At 69.6% G+C, this 16,815-nt stretch carries 21 protein-coding genes; 6 read left to right on the top strand and 15 right to left on the bottom strand.

From position 1 onward, the window contains the following. Window positions 1-127 precede the first annotated feature (127 nt). The gene (locus AX721_RS06935; protein ID WP_068875282.1) at window positions 128-580 is read right to left on the bottom strand and encodes a VOC family protein; all 453 of its coding nucleotides are present in this window, start codon (window positions 578-580) and stop codon (window positions 128-130) included. An 83-nt stretch (window positions 581-663) separates the two neighbouring features. On the opposite strand from AX721_RS06935, the gene AX721_RS06930 reads away from it, so the two are divergent. From AX721_RS06930 to AX721_RS06920, 3 genes are read left to right on the top strand one after another with little or no spacing between them, the layout of a single operon-like run. After that, on the top strand, window positions 664-984 hold the full coding sequence (locus AX721_RS06930; protein WP_068875281.1) for a helix-turn-helix transcriptional regulator: 321 nt from the start codon (window positions 664-666) through the stop codon (window positions 982-984). A 2-nt stretch (window positions 985-986) separates the two neighbouring features. Then, window positions 987-1,397: an SRPBCC domain-containing protein gene (locus AX721_RS06925; RefSeq protein WP_068875280.1), complete on the top strand. Its 411-nt coding sequence runs from the start codon at window positions 987-989 to the stop codon at window positions 1,395-1,397. Continuing rightward, a complete protein-coding gene (locus AX721_RS06920; protein WP_068875279.1) occupies window positions 1,394-1,825 on the top strand; it encodes an SRPBCC domain-containing protein in 432 nt (143 codons plus the stop codon). Before AX721_RS06925 ends, AX721_RS06920 begins: the two co-directional genes overlap by 4 nt. Before the next feature lie 45 nt (window positions 1,826-1,870). Here AX721_RS06920 and pheT read toward each other — a convergent pair whose 3' ends face one another. The 5 genes from pheT to rpmI all read right to left on the bottom strand — a co-directional run bounded on the left by pheT (window position 1,871) and on the right by rpmI (window position 6,639). After that, window positions 1,871-4,291: a phenylalanine--tRNA ligase subunit beta gene (gene pheT / locus AX721_RS06915; protein WP_068875278.1), complete on the bottom strand. Its 2,421-nt coding sequence runs from the start codon at window positions 4,289-4,291 to the stop codon at window positions 1,871-1,873. Beyond that, window positions 4,291-4,695, bottom strand: coding sequence for an ASCH domain-containing protein (locus AX721_RS06910; RefSeq protein WP_068875277.1), 405 nt, complete (start codon window positions 4,693-4,695; stop codon window positions 4,291-4,293). Before AX721_RS06910 ends, pheT begins: the two co-directional genes overlap by 1 nt. Beyond that, window positions 4,695-5,804: a phenylalanine--tRNA ligase subunit alpha gene (gene pheS, locus AX721_RS06905; RefSeq protein ID WP_068875276.1), complete on the bottom strand. Its 1,110-nt coding sequence runs from the start codon at window positions 5,802-5,804 to the stop codon at window positions 4,695-4,697. The genes AX721_RS06910 and pheS overlap by 1 nt, the downstream gene beginning before the upstream one ends. A 264-nt stretch (window positions 5,805-6,068) precedes the next feature. Continuing rightward, window positions 6,069-6,425, bottom strand: a complete 357-nt coding sequence (gene rplT / locus AX721_RS06900) for a 50S ribosomal protein L20 (RefSeq protein ID WP_068875275.1) — start codon at window positions 6,423-6,425, stop codon at window positions 6,069-6,071. A gap of 13 nt (window positions 6,426-6,438) precedes the next feature. Then, window positions 6,439-6,639 (bottom strand): 50S ribosomal protein L35, encoded by a 201-nt coding sequence (rpmI, locus tag AX721_RS06895; RefSeq protein ID WP_068875274.1) that lies wholly within the window; start codon window positions 6,637-6,639, stop codon window positions 6,439-6,441. Between the two features lie 226 nt (window positions 6,640-6,865). Here rpmI and AX721_RS06890 point away from each other — a divergent pair, with 226 nt between their 5' ends. Beyond that, entirely contained in the window at window positions 6,866-7,066 is a 201-nt protein-coding gene (locus AX721_RS06890; RefSeq protein ID WP_068875273.1) for a hypothetical protein, read from the top strand. Between the two features lie 2 nt (window positions 7,067-7,068). On the opposite strand, the gene AX721_RS06885 is transcribed toward AX721_RS06890, so the two are convergent. From AX721_RS06885 to AX721_RS06855, 7 genes are all read right to left on the bottom strand, one after another. Continuing rightward, window positions 7,069-7,518 (bottom strand): RidA family protein, encoded by a 450-nt coding sequence (locus tag AX721_RS06885; protein ID WP_068875272.1) that lies wholly within the window; start codon window positions 7,516-7,518, stop codon window positions 7,069-7,071. Between the two features lie 49 nt (window positions 7,519-7,567). After that, window positions 7,568-8,791, bottom strand: coding sequence for an MFS transporter (locus AX721_RS06880; RefSeq protein ID WP_231733377.1), 1,224 nt, complete (start codon window positions 8,789-8,791; stop codon window positions 7,568-7,570). Further along, the gene (locus AX721_RS06875) at window positions 8,788-10,026 is read right to left on the bottom strand and encodes an MFS transporter (protein WP_082765659.1); all 1,239 of its coding nucleotides are present in this window, start codon (window positions 10,024-10,026) and stop codon (window positions 8,788-8,790) included. Before AX721_RS06875 ends, AX721_RS06880 begins: the two co-directional genes overlap by 4 nt. Before the next feature lie 50 nt (window positions 10,027-10,076). After that, window positions 10,077-10,994: a subclass B3 metallo-beta-lactamase gene (gene bla, locus AX721_RS06870; protein ID WP_068875270.1), complete on the bottom strand. Its 918-nt coding sequence runs from the start codon at window positions 10,992-10,994 to the stop codon at window positions 10,077-10,079. 11 nt (window positions 10,995-11,005) lie between these two features. After that, entirely contained in the window at window positions 11,006-11,527 is a 522-nt protein-coding gene (gene infC, locus AX721_RS06865) for a translation initiation factor IF-3 (RefSeq protein ID WP_068875269.1), read from the bottom strand. Between the two features lie 105 nt (window positions 11,528-11,632). Continuing rightward, a complete protein-coding gene (locus AX721_RS06860; protein WP_068875268.1) occupies window positions 11,633-12,619 on the bottom strand; it encodes a glycosyltransferase family 9 protein in 987 nt (328 codons plus the stop codon). Continuing rightward, window positions 12,619-13,782 carry a glycosyltransferase family 4 protein gene (locus tag AX721_RS06855; protein ID WP_231733376.1) on the bottom strand — a complete coding sequence of 388 codons (1,164 nt, stop codon included), beginning with the start codon at window positions 13,780-13,782 and terminating at the stop codon, window positions 12,619-12,621. Before AX721_RS06855 ends, AX721_RS06860 begins: the two co-directional genes overlap by 1 nt. A 46-nt stretch (window positions 13,783-13,828) precedes the next feature. Here AX721_RS06855 and AX721_RS06850 point away from each other — a divergent pair, with 46 nt between their 5' ends. Then, window positions 13,829-14,575 carry an alpha/beta fold hydrolase gene (locus AX721_RS06850; protein ID WP_068875267.1) on the top strand — a complete coding sequence of 249 codons (747 nt, stop codon included), beginning with the start codon at window positions 13,829-13,831 and terminating at the stop codon, window positions 14,573-14,575. Window positions 14,576-14,601: 26 nt separating this feature from the next. Here the strand turns inward: AX721_RS06850 and AX721_RS06845 are convergent, their stop codons facing one another. Both AX721_RS06845 and AX721_RS06840 read right to left on the bottom strand, forming a co-directional pair. After that, complete coding sequence (locus AX721_RS06845) at window positions 14,602-15,468, bottom strand: SDR family oxidoreductase (RefSeq protein ID WP_068875266.1); 867 nt, start codon at window positions 15,466-15,468, stop codon at window positions 14,602-14,604. A gap of 5 nt (window positions 15,469-15,473) precedes the next feature. Then, complete coding sequence (locus AX721_RS06840; RefSeq protein WP_068875265.1) at window positions 15,474-16,343, bottom strand: UTP--glucose-1-phosphate uridylyltransferase; 870 nt, start codon at window positions 16,341-16,343, stop codon at window positions 15,474-15,476. A gap of 153 nt (window positions 16,344-16,496) precedes the next feature. Between AX721_RS06840 and AX721_RS06835 the strand changes: the two genes are divergently transcribed. Then, window positions 16,497-16,748, top strand: coding sequence for a hypothetical protein (locus AX721_RS06835; protein ID WP_068875264.1), 252 nt, complete (start codon window positions 16,497-16,499; stop codon window positions 16,746-16,748). Window positions 16,749-16,815: the final 67 nt, after the last annotated feature.

The raw sequence follows: 16,815 nt of genomic DNA, 5'->3' as shown, positions 1-16,815 counted from the left end.
GGAGTCAGCGAAGCTGACGGAGGGGGCGCAAAGCGGCTTCCTCTGGGCTTCCGGCCTTGCGCCCCCTCCGTCTCGCCGCTTCGCGCCGATCCACCTCCCCCGTCGTCTTTGCGACGGGAGGAGCGGGTCACCGCCCGTCCAGGGTGGCGCCGACGCGCTGGCTCGGCGTGTCGAACAGGCCCCGGCCGGGCACGTGGTTCAGTTCCAGGCGGATGCCGTCGGGATCCTCGAACAGCACGGCGTAGTAGTCGGGCGCCCACGGCTCGTCCTGAGGCGGGTGGACGATCCTGGCTCCGATCTCCAGCAGGAAGGCGTAGAGCGCATCCACGTCGGCGCGCTCCCTGGCCCGCCAGCAATGGTGATGCAGGCCCACGCGGAACTGCACGAAGCGCGCGCCGGCGTGCTCGGGGTCGGGCCTTCGGATGCCGAAGCCGGTGCGGCCGCCGACGCAGTAGTAGGTGTCCGGACTGTCCGCGACCTCCCGCATCCCCAGGAACGGCAGCAGCCGGCGATAGAAGGCCACCGACCGCTCAAAATCCCCGGCGGTGATGAAGGTGTGCGCGACGCCGTTGATCTCCATCCCGCGACGATGCGCCGACGCGCGCAGCGGCTGTCAATACATAAGCGTTGACTTATTAATAAGTGGTCGCTTATGAATCCCGCATGGACAGCGCCGCAGAGCTTTTTCGCACCCTGGCCGACGGCACGCGCCGCGGCCTCTTCGAACGCCTCGCTCGCGATGGAGAGTTGAGCGTCTCGGCGCTCACCGCCGGGGCGGGCGTCTCGCAGCCCGCGGTCTCGCAGCACCTTAAGGCGCTGCGCGGGGCAGGCCTCGTCGAGGAGACGCGGGTGGGCCGCATGGTCCTCTACCGCGCCAATGCGCAAGGCCTGCGGCCGCTGTTCGACTGGATGGGCTTCTATGCCCGCTTCTGGGATGCGCGTTTCGACGCCCTGGAAGACACCCTCAATCGCATGGACCAATAGACATGAGCCGTTCCGTTGTCGTCGAGCGGGAGATCCCGCATGCCCCGGAGAAGGTCTGGCGCGCCCTGACCGCGGGCCCGCTGATCGAGGACTGGCTGATGTCGAACGACTTCGCCCCGGTCGTCGGCCATCGCTTCCGCTTCCGCGGCCAGCCCGCCCCGCCGCACTGGGACGGGATCGTGGAGGCTGAAGTGCTGGCGGTCGAGCCGCCCCGCCGCCTCGCCTACACCTGGGTGGCGGGCAGCCTCGCCACCGAGGTGACCTGGACCCTCACGGCCACGGACGGCGGCGTGCACGTGCGGATGGAGCAATCCGGCTTCGGCCCCGACGACACCCGCAACGCCGCCGGGGCCACCTACGGCTGGCAGCGCAACCTCGAGGCCCTGGAGCGGGTAGTGGCAGGGCTGTCATGACCTCAAACTCCACCAAGAGCATCGTCGTCGAGCGGGTGATGGCCCATCCGCCCGAGAAGGTCTGGCAGGCCCTGACGCGTTCGCACCTGATCGAGGACTGGCTGATGAAGAACGACTTCCAGCCGGTGGTCGGCCATCGTTTCCAGTTTCGCGCCACGCCGGTTCCAGGCTGGTCGGGGGTGACGAATTGCGAGGTGCTGGCGGTCGATGAGCCGCATCGCCTCGCCTATTCCTGGGGCGACGGCTCCGAGTCCGACAGTGGCCTCAAGACCGTCGTCACCTGGACGCTGACGGCGCGGGACGGTGGAACCCACGTCCGGATGGAACACTCAGGGTTCCGGCCGCAGGACGAGCGCGGGTACAAGGGCATGGGCGGCGGCTGGCCGCGGATCCTCCAGCGCCTGGAGGGCGTGGCGGGTGAGATCTGAGGGGACGGTCCTCCGGCGCCGGACCAGGACGCCGGAGGAAGCGCATCAGCCTCGCAGCTTCGCGCCCGTGGCCTTCTCGGCCGCGGCGAGGATGCGGGCTGACAGGCCCTCGATCTCGCCGTCGGTGAGGGTCTTCTCGCGTGGCTGGACCACCACCTCGACGGCGACCGACTTCATCCCCTCCGGCACGCCCTGGCCGGCATAGACGTCGAAGACCCGGGCGTCGGCGATCAGCGCTTTGTCAGCGCCGAGGATCGGGCGGACCAGGTCGCCCGCCGGGGTCTCGGCGGAGACCAGGAACGCGAAGTCGCGCCGTAGCGGCATCAGGGGCGAGAGCTCCAGCGCCGGCTTGGTCTTCACGCCCTTCTTCTTCGGCTCGGGGATGGCGTCCAGGTTGACCTCGAAGGCCAGCATCGGCCCGTCGGCGTCGATAGCCTTCAGCGCCCGCGGATGCAGCTCACCGAATTCGGCGACTAAGACCTTGGGGCCAAGCTGCAGGCGGGCCGACCGGCCGGGGTGCCACCAGGCGGCGTTCTGGCCCTGGACCACCTGCAGCGTGGGGGCGCCCACCTCGTCCAGCAGGGCCAGCAGGTCGGCCTTGAGATCGAACAGCGGGTCGCCGCCGGTCTTGGCCCAGTGCTTGGGCGCGTGCGGGGCCAGCAGCGCGGTGACGGCGGTCCACTGGTCGGCCGGCTGATCGCCGCGGAAGTTCGGCCCCACCTCGAAGAGGGCCGCGTCGGCGAAGCCCTTGCGGGCGTTGCGGGCGGCCGCGTCGATCAGGTTGGCGAGGGCCGTCGGCCGCATGGTCGACAGGTCGGCCGCGATGGGGTTGGTCAGGACCAGCTTCTCGTCGCCGCCGCCGAACATCTCGGCCCAGTCGCGGCGCATGAAGCTCCAGGTCACAGCCTCCGCGAAGCCGCGAGCGGCCATCAGGCGGCGGGCGTCGCGCATCCGGCGCTGGCGAACGGTCAGGGCGCCGCCCACGGGACGGGCGATCTCGGGCAGGGGCTCCACCGGCAGGCTGTCGAAGCCCTCGATGCGGGCGACTTCCTCGACCAGATCGGCCTTGCCCTCCACGTCGCGGCGCCAGGACGGCGGGGTCACCGCGTCGCCGTCCACCGCGAAGCCCAGCTTGGTCAGGATCTCGTCGATGCGCGCCGGGCTCACGTCCAAGCCCGAGAGCTTCTTCACATAGCCGCGGTCGAAGGCGATGGCGGCCGGCGGCGCCGGCGCGTGCCCAGCGACGCGGACCTCGGAAGCCTCGCCACCGCACAGGTCGAGGATCAGGCGGGTGGCCAGTTCGATCCCGGGGACAACCGACTCAGGATCCACGCCGCGGGCGAAGCGGTACTGGGCGTCCGAGGTGATGCCCGTGGCGCGACCGGTCTGGGCCGTGCGGATCGGGTCGAACCAGGCGCTCTCCAGGAACACCTCGGTGGTGTCGTCCGAGCAGCCGGTGGACTCGCCACCCATGACGCCACCCAGGCCGATCGGGCGCTCGCCGTTCGCATCGGCGATGACGCTCATTTCGGAGCCGAGGTCGTAGGTCTTGCCGTCCAGGGCGATCAGCTGCTCGTCGTGATGCGGCGCGGGCGAGGGCGCGTCCGAGCTCGGCTCCGCCGAGCCGCGGCCCAGCCTGGCGGTGATCACATTGCCCACCAGCTTGGCGCGGTCGTAGACGTGCAGCGGCCGGGCGCGGTCGTAGGTGATCAAGTTGGTGATGTCGACCAGCGTATTGATGGGGCGCAGGCCGACGCTGGCCAGCCGCCGCTGCAGCCAGGCCGGCGAGGGACCGTTCTTCAGTCCGCGGATGATCCGGCCGGCGAACACGGGGCAGGCGTCGCCGTCCACGCGGATCTCGATCTCGCAGGGGTAGGTCCCCGGGACCGTCGCCAGGGTGTCCGGCTTCAGTGCGCCGAGCCCCGCAGCCGCCAGGTCGCGGGCGATGCCACGGACGCCCAGCCAGTCGGGCCGATTGGGGGTCACCTCGAAGTCGATGGCCGCTTCCAGGCCGAAGGCCTCGACCGCGCTCGTCCCCACCGCCAGATCGTCGGGCAGCTCGACGATGCCGTCGGACTCCTCGGCGACCTCCAGTTCCTTGGCCGAGCAAAGCATGCCGTTGGAGACGACGCCGCGAACGGGCCGCGCTTCCAGCGTGACGCCTGAGCCGGGCACATAGGCGCCGATCGGGGCGTAGATGGTGGTCAGGCCCGCCCGCGCGTTCGGCGCGCCGCAGACGATCTCCAGCCGACCGTCCCTGGTGTCGACCTGGCAGACGCGCAGCTTGTCGGCGTTCGGGTGTTGCACGGCCTCGACGATCTTTCCGACCGTGAAGGCGGCCAGCTTCTTGCCGGGGTCCTCCACGTGCTCGACCTCGAGGCCGGCCATGGTCATGGCCTCGACCACCTGGTCCACCGTGGCGGACGTGTCGAGGTGCTCCTTGAGCCAGGAGAGGGTGAACTTCATCAGCGGGCTCCTTCGCCCAAAATCTCGACCAGGCGGAACCGCTCGCACCAGAGCATCATGTCCGGGGCGAAGCCTCCGTTGCGGGTGAAATAGGCGCGGTGGCCGTCGCGCCAGTCCTCGAGGCATTCATCGCCTTCGCCCTCCGCCAGGGCGAAGGTCCAGCCCACCTCGTTGAAGCGCATCTGCTCCAGCGACACGGTCTCGATGACCGCGCGCGGCTGGCCGGCGCCGTCGTTGACCACCATGCGCTTGCCGACTTCGGTCTGCTGGCCATCGCGCACGGACCAGCAGGTAGCCGTCTTCGCGCCCGACAGCACGAAGCCCAGCAGGCGGTCGGCCATCTCGGGGCTGTCGCCGAAGGCGAAACTCTCCAGCGACCGCCAGTCGTTACCGGAGCCGTCCATCACGACAGGCCCGTGGCGGTGTTCGGCGCCTGGAAGGCCGAGAAGCCGTAGTGCTCCAGCCAGCGGACGTCCGAGGCGAACATGTCGCGCAGGTCGGGCATGCCGTACTTCAGCGTCCCCAGCCGGTCGATGCCGAAGCCGAAGGCGAAGCCCTGCCACTGGTCAGGGTCGAGGCCGCAGTTGCGGAGCACGTTGGGGTGCACCATCCCGCAGCCGACGATCTCCATCCAGTCCGTGCCCTGGCCGATCTTCACGTCCGCACCCGAGCGGTCGCAGCGCACGTCCATCTCGGCCGACGGCTCGGTGAACGGGAAGTGGTGCGGCCGGAACCGGGTCTCGACCATGGGGGTCTCGAAGTACCGGCTGATGAAGGTGTCCAGCGTCCACTTCAGGTGGCCCATGTGGATGTTCCGGTCGATGACCAGGCCTTCCATCTGGTGGAACATGGGCGTGTGGGTGGCGTCGCTGTCCGAGCGATAGGTGCGGCCCGGCACGATGACGCGGATCGGGGGCTCCTGCCCGTTGGCGATCCAGCCGGGCAGCTTCTCGTTCAGCCGCTGCATGACGCGCACCTGCACCGGGCTGGTGTGGGTCCGCAGCACCTTGCGCTCGCCGCGTTCGTCCTCGGGCAGCCAGAAGGTGTCGTGCATCTCCCGCGCCGGGTGCTTGGGCGGGAAGTTCAGCGCCGTGAAGTTGTGGAAGTCGTCCTCGATGTCCGGCCCTTCGGCCAGGCTGAAGCCCATGTCGGCGAAGACGGCGATCATCTCGTCCAGCACCTGCATGGTCGGATGCACGCGGCCCTTGCGCTCCGGCGGCGCGGGCAGGGACAGGTCGACGCGCTCCGACGCCAGCTTGGCGTCCAGCTCGGCGGTCTCCAGCGCAGCCTTGCGGGCGGCGATGGCGGCGGAAACCGCATCGCGCAGGCCGTTGATCCTGGGCCCCTGCTCGCGCCGCTCGTCGGGCGACAGCTTGCCCAGGGTCTTGAGCAGTTCGGAGATGGAGCCCGTCTTGCCGAGGGCCTCGACGCGGATGGCTTCGAGGGTGGCCAGGTCCGCGGCGGCGGCGACGCGCGCCGTGAGCTCGGCTTCCAGTTGGGTCAGGTCGGTCATGGAACCGGTGTCCTAGATGACGTTCGTTTCAAGTGGAACCCGCTCCTCCCCCGAACCGAAGAGTTCGGGGGAGGGGAACCACGAAGTGGTGGAGGGGGCGTCAGGCGGAAGCGCTGTGCCTGGGGCCTCGCGCCCCCACCGTCGGCTTCGCCGCCACCTCCCCCGTTCTCTTCGGGGCGGGGGAGGAGCGAGGCAGCAAAAAGCCCCCCGGCGGTTCGGCCGGAGGGCTTCTTGAAAGCGTCAGGATCGAGACGATCCCAGGCCTTAAGCCAGCGCGGCGCGAACCTTGTCGGCGATGGCCTTGAAAGCGGTCGGATCGGCGCCGGCGACGTCGGCGAGGACCTTGCGGTCCATTTCGATCCCGGCCTTCTCAAGGCCGTGAATAAACTGCGAGTAGGTGAAGCCTTCCAGGCGCGCCGCCGCATTGATCCGCTGAATCCACAGCGAGCGGAAGTTGCGCTTGCGGACCTTGCGGTCGCGGTAAGCGTACTGGCCGGCCTTGTCCACGGCCGCCTTGGCGGTGCGGATGGTGTTCTTGCGGCGCCCGTAGAAGCCCTTGGCTTGCTCGAGAACCTTCTTGTGCTTGGCGTGGGCGACCACGCCGCGTTTCACGCGTGCCATCTGTCAGTTCTCCTTAGAGGCCGTAGGGGAGCCAGAGCTTGATAATTTTCGTATCAGCTTCGCTCATCACCTTGGTGCCGCGGTTCTGACGGATGTACTTGGCGTTGTGGCTGATGAGGCGGTGGCGCTTGCCGGCCACGCCGGCCTTCAGCTTTCCGGACGCCGTCATCTTGAAGCGCTTCTTCACGCCCGACTTGGTCTTCAGTTTGGGCATTTCACGTCGGGCCCCGAAGGTCCCGTCCTCTGGTCGTGTTGATGAACCGCCCTGGCATGCCTTGGGGCCAGGCGGTTCCGAAGGGGCGGGCTAGTAGACGAAAGGGGGGCGGAATGCAAGGCGCGCCATGCTTTCGCGGGATTTACCCCATCTCTTAAAGGTCGGTTACCCGACATCTCCTAGAAGCTGGTTCATCGGTCGCGAAAAGCGGCCCGAGGAGACGAGAATGTCGAGCACGACCCCCGCGGCTTCGATCGCATCGCAACCGCCCGTCGCCTACACGCCTCCGGTGCGGAACGAGCAGCCTCAGCAGGACGCCAAGGCCGCCGAGCGCAGCGCCAAGGTCACGGAGCTGACCCAGACGGCCGTTGCGGCGCAGTCGGCGAAGGAAGTCGGCAAGGGCCTGGTCCTCGACCTGAAGATCTAGGCCTACTTCGCCTTCCGGACCGCGATCCCCATGATCTCGAAACGGGCGTCTCCCAGGAGGCGTCCGGCGCCGAGGTATGCGCGCGCCGGAAGCGGGCCCTTGAAGTAGGTCCGGTAGACCTCGTTGAAGGCCGCATAGTCGTCGAGGTTGCTGGAGAACACCTGCACCGAGACCAGGTCGTCCAGGGTGACGCCAGCCGCCTCGGCGTTGCGCTTCATGCCCTCCATCACCCGGCGCGCCGCGTCGGCCGGCGTGCCGCCCAGGGCCGCGCCGCCGTCGGTGTTGCCCGAGAGGTAGACGGTGTCGCCGACCACCACCGCGGCGCTGAACGGCGGAGCCACGTTCGTCCCGGGCCTCGGGGGCGACGGAACATGCGTCACGGCGGTCTGGGCTTGGGCTGCGAGCGGCGCCAGCGCGAGGCTTGCGGCCGCGAGGAGAGCACTTCGGATCATGGCGGGCGTCCTTCGAAGGGTTGGGCCCTCGCCATAGCCCAGCCTGCGGTCAGGCCAAGCGCGGCGTGCGCCGGATCACCGCCCAGGCGAACCACAGCGCCGGCAAAATGAGCAGGGCGGAGAAGGCGAAGGGCGCTCCCGGGGCGACCAGCGAGAACAGCTGGCCGGCCACAACAGGTCCGCCGATGCGGGCCAGCGCCATGCCGCTCATGTTGAGGCCCAGCATCTCACCTTGCCGGTCAGGCGGCGCGGCGCGCGAAATCAGGGCGCTGATGTTGGGAAAGCAGATGGATTGGCCCAGGCAGACCAGGGCGAAGCCCAGCATGGCCACGTGCCAGGTGGGCGACAGGCCCTGCGTGACCAGGCCCAGCCCCATGAAGGCCAGTCCGCCGGTGAGCGTGCGCGCTTCGCCATAGGCCCGCGCCAGGCGCCCCGACAGCCACCCCTGGCAGACGGCGCCCAGGAGCCCGATGACCATGAAGGCGAAGCCGATCTGGCGCGGCCCCCAGCCGAAGCGCTGTTCGGTCCAGAGGCCATAAGTGGCCTCGATGCCGGCGAAGCCCACCACGACGATGAAGCTGACCAGGATCACCCGGCTGATGATCGGGTCGGCGAATCCTTCGCGCAGGCCCGCGGCGCGCACCCGCTTCTGGGGCGCCGCGTTGGCTGGACGGCTTTCGCGCACGAACAGGATTACCGCCAGGGCGGACGCCAGCGCGAAGCCGGCCGCCACCAGGAGGGGTAGCTGGAAGCCCAGGGCGCCGCGGCTGGGCTGGGCCAGGAAGCCGCCGATGGCCGGGCCGGTCATGAAGCCGGCGCTGAACGCCGAGCCCATGATCCCCATGCGCTGGGCGCGCTTCTCGGGCGGGGTGATGTCGGCTAGGGCGCCCTGCAGAGTGGAGATGTTGCCGGCGAAGATGCCGGTGAGGAACCGCAGGCCGAACGCGACCCAGATGTTCGGCGCGAAGGCCAGGGCGGCATAGCTCAGCCCCACCATGGCGATGGTGACGATCAGCACCGGGCGTCGCCCGATCCGGTCGGACAGCTTTCCCCAGAACGGCTCGCCTATGAACTGGCCCACCGAAAAGGCCGAGAACAAGAGGGTCACCTGCCAGGCCGGCGCGTCGAACGCCTGGGCGAAGAACGGCAGCAGGGGGATCACCAGCCCGAAACCGGCGATCATCAGGAAGATCACCGCCAGCAGGATGACGAGGGCCCGGCGCTCCTCTGCCGGGCCCATGGCGCGCTCGGGGGTAGGCGGCAGGTCCGTCATTCCCGCGCCTTCCCGGTCTGGGCCTGTCGCCAGGCCTGGGCCCTGCGGGCGGCGATGACGGCCAGCCAGATCGAAGGCGCGACGATCACAGCGCCCAGGATGAAGGGGCCGTCCAGGCTGACGTTGGCGAAGGCGAGGCCGGCGCAGAACGGCCCCGCCACGCGCGCGGCCGCGCCCATGGCGTTGTTGAGGCCCAGGTACTGTCCCTGGCGGTCGGGTGGCGCGGTCTCCGAGATCAGGGCGCTGACATTGGGCCAGGCCACGGACTGGCCGATGGCGGTCAGGCACATCAGCGCGATGACCATCCCGGGATGGAACGACAAGGGCTGCAGCGCCTGTCCGACCAGGGTGATGGCCATGCCCACCGCCAGCATCGCGCCGGGACCGAAGCGCTCGGCCATCGGCCCGGTTATGAAGGTCTGGGTGAAGGCCGCGGCCACGCCGACGAAGGCGAAGCAGAGGCCGATCTCCTTCGGGCCCCAGCCGAACTTCGCCTGGGTCCAGAGGCCGAAGGTGGATTCGATGCCGGTGAAGGCGAAGCCCACCAGGAAGGTCAGCAGCATCAGCCGGCCGATCACCGGATGGCGGATGGCCTCGCCTGTGGCGGCCCAACGGTTGGGCCGCTCGGTGACGGTGGGCTGGCGGTCCCGGCTTTCGCGTATGAACAGCACGATCGAGATCGCCGACAAGGCCGACAACCCCGCACAGATGAACAGGGGGATCTGGAAGCCGATCGGGCCGGACTCCGGGTGGGCGAACAGGCCGCCCACCGACGGGCCCACGATCAGGCCGACGTTCCAGGCCGCGCCCATGTAGCCCATCACCCGCGGCCGCTTCTCGGGCGGCGTGACGTCGGAGATGTAGCCCTGGATCACCGCGCCGTTGCCGCTGGCCAGGCCGCCCACGAAGCGGATCGCCAGCGCCGCCCAGACGTTCGGCGCGAAGGCCAGCGCCAGGTAGCAGAGGAAGTTGCCGCACAGGGTCGAGATCAGCAGCGGCTTGCGGCCGTATTTGTCCGAGAGCCGTCCCCAGAACGGCTCGCCGAAGAAGCCGCCCGCCGCATAGGCCGAGAACACCAGCGCGATCTGCCAGGGCTCGGCGTCGAACGACTTGGCATAGAAGGGCAGCAACGGGACGATGATCCCGAAGCCCAGCATGTTGATGAAGATCACGGCGATCAGCGACGGCGCCGCCATGGCAGACGGTGTCGCCTGCCGCGGCGGGGCGTCGGACATGTGAACGGTGTTAGGACGCCCGCGCGCGGGCGGCAAGCGCGTGGCGCGACCTAATGTCGATGGCGGGCGGAGGCGTCACCCGCACGCATCACTCGAGCGGGGAGCTCGGGGTTCTGCCGCTTCAGTTCGGCGCGGAAGGCCGCTTCCTGCTGGCCGTAGAAAGCCTTGCAGCCCGCCGGGTCGACGAAGGCCTCGAGGTGGCCGGCGTCGAGGGCCTTCTTCTTGTTCGCCAGGCCGAAGAACCTGGCGTGCGAGCCCAGGAAGACCTCGCAGGGCAGCGTCTTCCAGGTGGCGAAGCTGCGTTGGTAGTCGGCGGTTTGGCCGGGGTAGGTTTCGGTCTTGCCCAGCTTGTAGCCCGGCAGCACCGAGGAGGAGCAGTGCACAAGGGCCTGGCGCACCTTGCCGGCCACGGTGACCGGGAAGGTCCAGGTGGTGCAGCCCTTGGTGTGTCCGCCGGTGACGTGGGCGGTCAGCGTCCAGCCGCCGAGCGTCACCTTCTGCTTGTCCTTCAGGATCACGGCCGGCTGCACGGGCTGGTAGTAGAAGCGCGCGCCCTTCAGGAACGGATCGCCCCGGCCGCCCGCCGCGATGATCGGCCCGTCGGCGGCGCTGGCGTAGAGCTTCGCGCTGGGCGCGGCCGCCTTCAGCGCCGCCAGGCCGGCCGCGTGGTCGAAGTGCTGGTGGGTGTTGAGCAGCACCTTCACGTTCGCCGGATCGAAGCCGAGCGTGCGGATGTTGGCCACGATCTGCTTGCCGGTCTCGGCGCTGCCGCCGTCCAGCACGATCAGGCCGGCCTGGGTGGCGATCAGGTAGGACGCATAGTCGACGGACCCCACGTAGTAGAGCCCCTCGCCGATCTTGAACGGCGCGGCCGGCGCATCCGGCTTGTCGGCCGCGAGCGCCGGCGAAACGAAAGCGGCCGCCCCAAGGGCGGCCGCGCTCAGAATTCCGTAAGCCGTGGCTTTCAACCGGACGCTCGCTATCGCGGGGCCAGGATCATGATCATCTGGCGGCCTTCCATGCGAGGCTCGTACTCCACCTTGGCGACGGGCTCGAAGTCGGCCTTCACCTTCTGGAGCAGCTTCATCCCCAGTTCCGGGTGGGCCAGTTCGCGGCCCCGGAAGCGCAGGGTGATCTTCACCTTGTCGCCTTCCTCGAAGAAGCGGTGCATCGACTTCGCCTTGACCTCGTAGTCGTGGGTGTCGATGTTCGGCCGGAGCTTGATCTCCTTGATCTCTACGACCTTCTGCCGCTTGCGCGCCTCGTTCTTCTTCTTCTGTTCCTGGAATTTGAACTTGCCGTAGTCCAGGATCTTGCAGACGGGCGGATCCGCGTTCGGGACGATCTCCACGAGATCGAGGCCCGCTTCCTCGGCGGCTTCGATGGCGGCGGAGGTGGGCATGACGCCCTGCTTCTCACCGTGCTGATCGATGAGCAGGACCCGAGGGACGCGGATATCTTCGTTCATGCGCGGCCCTTCCTTGACGGGCGGCGCTTGCATGGGACGGCGAATAGGCAGTGCTCCGGACTGTTGAAACGCGAAAAACGCCGGGCGCGGGGCGCTCCGGTCGTCACGGCTAGTATATGACGCGCGGGGCCTGTCGTATCAAGGCGCGGCAGAGGGGGTAGGGGCCAAAGAGTTGGCCGCCTGCGCCACTTGCGCCACAGGCAGGTCGGCCAGGTTCTCGGCCCGCAGGATCGCCACCCGGCCGCGCGGGGCCGAAAGGGCCGGGTCGGAGGCCTTGGAGAACAGCACGATGGTAGGGGCCCCGCCGGCTGCCGCCAGGTGCAGGGGGCCGGTGTCGTTGCCCACCGCGAGCGCCGCCTTCGCCCCCAGCCGGGCGACGGAGGCGAAGTCCGTGCGGCCGGTGAGATCGCGCGCCCGCGGCACGGCCCGCTGAATGACGTGGGCCAGGTCAGACTCGGCTGGCCCCCCGATCACCACGATGTCGAAGCCGCGCGAATAGAGGATGCGGGCCAGTTCGGAATAGCGCTCCACCGGCCAGCGCTTCTCGGGCCGATGAGCCGAGCCGCCCGGCACGAAGATCACATAGGGGCGGGGCTTGTTGGCGCCGGGCACGGGCCGGTCTGGCGGGGCCGACTTCATGATCCAGGACAGGTCCGGCGGCGGCGCCGTCCCGGGCTCGGTGGGGGCGTCCTCCCAGATGCCGGCGTACATCAGCTGGTCGGCCTGCCGCTCCAGGGTGTGCATACCGTTCCGCAGCGGGTTCTTGTGCGGCAGGGAGCATCCGAACGCGATCCCGGACCAGGGCGGCGGCCCGGGGCGCAGGAGTTGGAAGATCCGGCTGGAGTGCGCCGAGGTCTGCAGATCGTACACCCGGGCGTAGTTCGCGCCCTTGATCCGCCGCCTGAGCGCCATCCACTCCGGGAAGCTCTCGGGACGGCCGCCGGTGTCCACGGCGTTGAAGTAGGGGCAGATCCGCGCCAGGGCCTCGAACGGCGGCGTCGTCAGGAGCGTGATGTGCGCCTTTGGGTGAGCCTGGCGGATCTTCTTCATGGCCGCCAGCGCCAGGACGAAGTCGCCGAGGGCGGACAGCTTGATGATCAGGATCCGTTCCACATGCCGGGGCATCAGGCGCGGGCCTCCAGCACCCGTTCGTAGGCGGCGAGGGTCTGGTCGCACATGGCGTCGGCGGAATAGAGCTGCCGGGCGCGCTTGCGGCCCACCTCGCCCATCTCCAGGCGCTTGGCCGGGCCCAGGTCGATGGCGCGGGCGAGGGCGTCGGCCCAGGCCTGGGGGTCGTCGACCGGCGCCAGCCAGCCGGTGACGCCGTCCAGCACCGTCTCTGTGACCCCGCCGTGGTTGGAGGCGATGACGGTCCGGCCCATGGCCTGCGGCTCCACCGCCGCCCGGCCGAAGCTTTCGGGCACGTTGGTGGGCAGAATGGCGAGGTCGGCCAGCAGGTAGGCGGCCGGCATGTCGTCGCAGTGCCCGACAAGCTTCACGGCGTCACCCAGGCCCGCGGCGTCGATGGCGGCCTGGACCTCGGCGGCGTAGCCCGTCCGCCCCTGGTGGTCGCCGGCGAACAGGATCTGGAAGTCGCGCCGTCCCGTCGCGGCCAGCCGCCGCGCCGCCTCCACGATCGTCAGGTGGCCCTTGATGCGGGTGACGCGTCCCGCCAGCAGGATCTGAGTGCGATGGTCGTTGGGCTCCAGGCCCCAGGCCGCGCGCAGCCCCTCGATCCGGTTGGCCGTGACGAAGGTCGGGTCGAACCGCTCGAAGTCGACGCCGCGCGGTATCGTGACCAGCTTGTCGGGATCGATCTGGTGCTCCGAAAGCACGTGGTCGCGCGTGAAGTCCGAGTTGGCGATCACCAGGTCGCCGCGGGTCATGATCGCATTGTACCAGCGCTTGAGCCCGGACTGCGCCTTGTAGACCCCGTGGTACGTGGCGACGAACGGCGTGCCCGTCGTCTTGGCCGCCCAGAGCGCCGAGAAGGCGGGCGCACGGCTCCGGGCGTGGACAATCGAGACCTTCTCCTGGCGGATCAGGGTCACCAGCCGCGCGGCGTTGCCCAGCATCACCAGCGGATTCTTGGTCTGTACCGGCATCTGGGCCAGCCGTCCGCCGTCGGCCTCCAGGCGCGCGACCATGCGCCCGCCGCGCGTGGCCACGAGGGCCGTGCCGCCTGCGCGGACCACGGCCTTGGCCACCTCGATCGTGCTCTGTTCCGCGCCGCCGGTCTCCAGTTCGGGGACCACCTGCAGCAGGGTGAAATCGGAGGGTAGGGACACGAGGCCCTCTCTAAACTGAGTTGCCCCCACCTGCTAAGGGTCACGCATGAGTGAGATCGAAGGTTTCCTGGATCGGCCCGACGGGGCGCGGCTGGCGTGGCGGCTGGTGGAGGGCGCCGGGCCCACGGTGGTCTGGCTGGGCGGCTTCAAGTCGGACATGACCGGGACCAAGGCGCAGGCCCTGGCCGACTGGGCCCTGGCGCAGGGACGCGCCTATGTCCGGTTCGACTACTTCGGCCACGGGGCGTCTTCCGGCGACTTCGCGGACGGCACGATCACCCGCTGGCGCGAGGACGCCATCGCAGTACTGAACGAGCTGACCGCCGGCCCGCTGGTGCTGGTGGGCTCGTCCATGGGCGGCTGGATCGCCTGCCTGGCGGCCATGGCCCTGCCGCGGCGGGTGGCGGCCATGGTGCTGATCGCGCCCGCCCCGGACTTCACCGAAAAGCTGATGGCGCCCGAGATCCCGCCGGAAGGCCATGCGGCGCTGGCCGCCGACGGAGTCTGGCTGCGGCCGTCCGAATACGGCGATCCCTATCCGATCAGCCGCAACCTGCTGGAGGACGGCGCCCGCTGGTCGATCCTGGGCGGCGAGCCGATCCCCATCCAGGTCCCCGTGCGGATCCTGCAAGGCGGCGAGGATCCCGACGTGCCCTGGCGCCACGCCCTGGAGCTGGCCCAGGGCCTGAAGAGCGACGATGTGGTGTTCACCCTGATCAAGGATGGCGACCACCGCCTGTCCCGCCCACAGGACATCGCCCGCCTGCTCGCGGCGGTGGAGGAGGTGGGCTAGCCGCCTCCACGCTTGTCATCCCGGGGTCAGGCGGCTCGTTCTTCCGCAAGTATCGCCGCCAACCCTTCCCGATAGGTCGGGTAGGCCGGCCGCCAGCCCAGCTCGGCCTTGGCGCGGGCGTTCGAGACGCGCTTGCTTTCGGCATAGAAGCGCATCGCCGCGGGGGTGAGGTTGGCGTCCTCCAGCCGGACCTCGGGCGGCGGCTCCAGGCAGAGCAGGCGGGCCGCGTGGGCGATGACCTCGCTGTTGGGCGCCGGCTCGTCGTCGCAGAGATTGTAGGCGGCGCCGGCCCGGGGGCGGGCGATGGAGGCCTCGAGCCCGGCGGCCAGATCGTCCACGTGGATGCGCGAGAACACCTGGCCCTCTGCGACGATCCGGCGGGCGCGGCCCTCGCGCAGCCGGTCGAACGCCGAACGGCCCGGCCCGTAGATGCCCGGCAGGCGGAAGACGCAGACGGTCAGGCCCATGCCTCGGCCGACCTCCCACCAGTCCCGCTCGGCGCCGACCCGTCGCGCGCCCTCGACCGACTGGGCGGCCAGGCGGCTCTCCTCGGTGACCCAGCCGCCGCGGCGGTCGCCGTACACGCCGGTGGTGGAGAGATAGCCGATCCAGTCCGGAAAAGCGCCGGCCTCGGCCAGCGGGCCGACCAGGCTGTTGAGCCCGGGACAGCCCTGCGGACCCGGCGGGGCGGTGACCAGGAGGGCGCTGGCGCGGGACAGCGCCTCGGTCACCGCGTCCCGGTCGCCCAGGTCCACGGCGCGATGGCCGTCCGCAGCGATGCGCGCCGCGCCGGCGTCGTCGCGGTGGGTGGCGAACACCTCCCAGCCCTTGGCGGCCATCCGCCGAGCCATCGCCCGGCCGGAAAACCCGTAGCCGAAGAGGAAGAGGCGCACCGTCCTTACAGCAGGGCCGCGATGGCCTTGCGCGCGTCGGCGGCCAGGTCGGGGCGGGCGAGGGCGAAGGCGACGTTGGCGCGCAGCAGGCCGATCTTGTCGCCGCAGTCGTAGGTGGTCCCTTCGTACTCCAGGGCATGGAAGTCCTGGGTCTTCATAAGGCCCGCCATGCCGTCGGTGAGCTGGATCTCCCCGCCGGCGCCCCGCTCCTGGGTCTCCAGGATGTTGAAGATCTCGGGCTGCAGGACGTAGCGACCCGAGATGAAGAGGTTGGAAGGCTCCGTGCCGGGCGCGGGCTTTTCGACCATGCCGGTCATGCGATTCAGCCGCCCGTCCTGCCCGTCCAGGGCGACGATGCCGTACTTGTGGGCCTCGCCCTCGGGGGCAGGCTCGACCACCACGATGTTGCCGCCCTTCTGTTCGTAGGCGGCGACCGCCTGGGCCAGGGCCGGGGGCTTGGCCATCATCAGCATGTCCGGCAGCATCACCGCGAAGGGCTCGTCGCCGATCACGTCGCGCGCGCACCACACCGCGTGGCCCAGGCCCAGCGGCGCCATCTGGCGGATGAAGCTCATCTGGCCCGGCTGCGGCAGGTCGCGGCGCAGGTCGGCGAGGATCTCGGTCTTGCCCTTGGCTTCCAGGATGCCCTCGACCTCGGGGCTGGCGTCGAAATAGTCCTCGATGGCGCCCTGGCCGCGGCCGACGATGAACACGAAGTGCTCGATGCCGGCGGCCCGGCCTTCCTCGACGATGTAGCTGAGGATGGGGCGGTCCACGACGTTCAAAAGGTTCTTCGGCGTCGTCTTGGCGCCCGGCAGGACCCGGGTGCCCAGCCCCGCCACCGGCAGGACGGCCTTCCTCACGCGCTTCGCCATCAATTCCTCCGCATGTTCATCTGCGATCCCTAATGCGTTCTGCGGAGGCTGGGCGAGAATTTTTGGCGACGGCGGCGCGATCACGATTTTGAGATCGCACGAAGTTGTGTAGGGTCGCCTCGTCGGGGATTCACCCCACGGGGAGCCTACTCAATGAAGCTTCGCATTCTGACCGTCGCCACCGCTGGCGTCCTGGCCCTGAGCCTCGCCGCCTGCCAAAAGAAAGAAGAAGCCGCTCCGGCCGAAGCCCCGGCGGCTGACGCTGCTGCTGCTCCGGCTGCCGATCCGGCCGCTGCTCCGCCCGCCGATGCCGCCGCGCCGCCGGCCGATGCCGCTGCGACGCCGCCCGCCGACGCTGGCGCGATGTCCGCCACGCCGCCGGCCGCCGAGCCGGAAAAGAAGTAAGCCTTCTCTCCAAGAGATCGCTTGGAAGCGGCCGTCCCTCTGGGGCGGCCGTTTTTCTTTGTCCCTG

Source organism: Phenylobacterium sp. CCH9-H3, from assembly GCF_001557235.1.
Lineage (GTDB): Bacteria > Pseudomonadota > Alphaproteobacteria > Caulobacterales > Caulobacteraceae > Phenylobacterium.
This window is presented reverse-complemented; position numbering and strand designations above follow the sequence as displayed.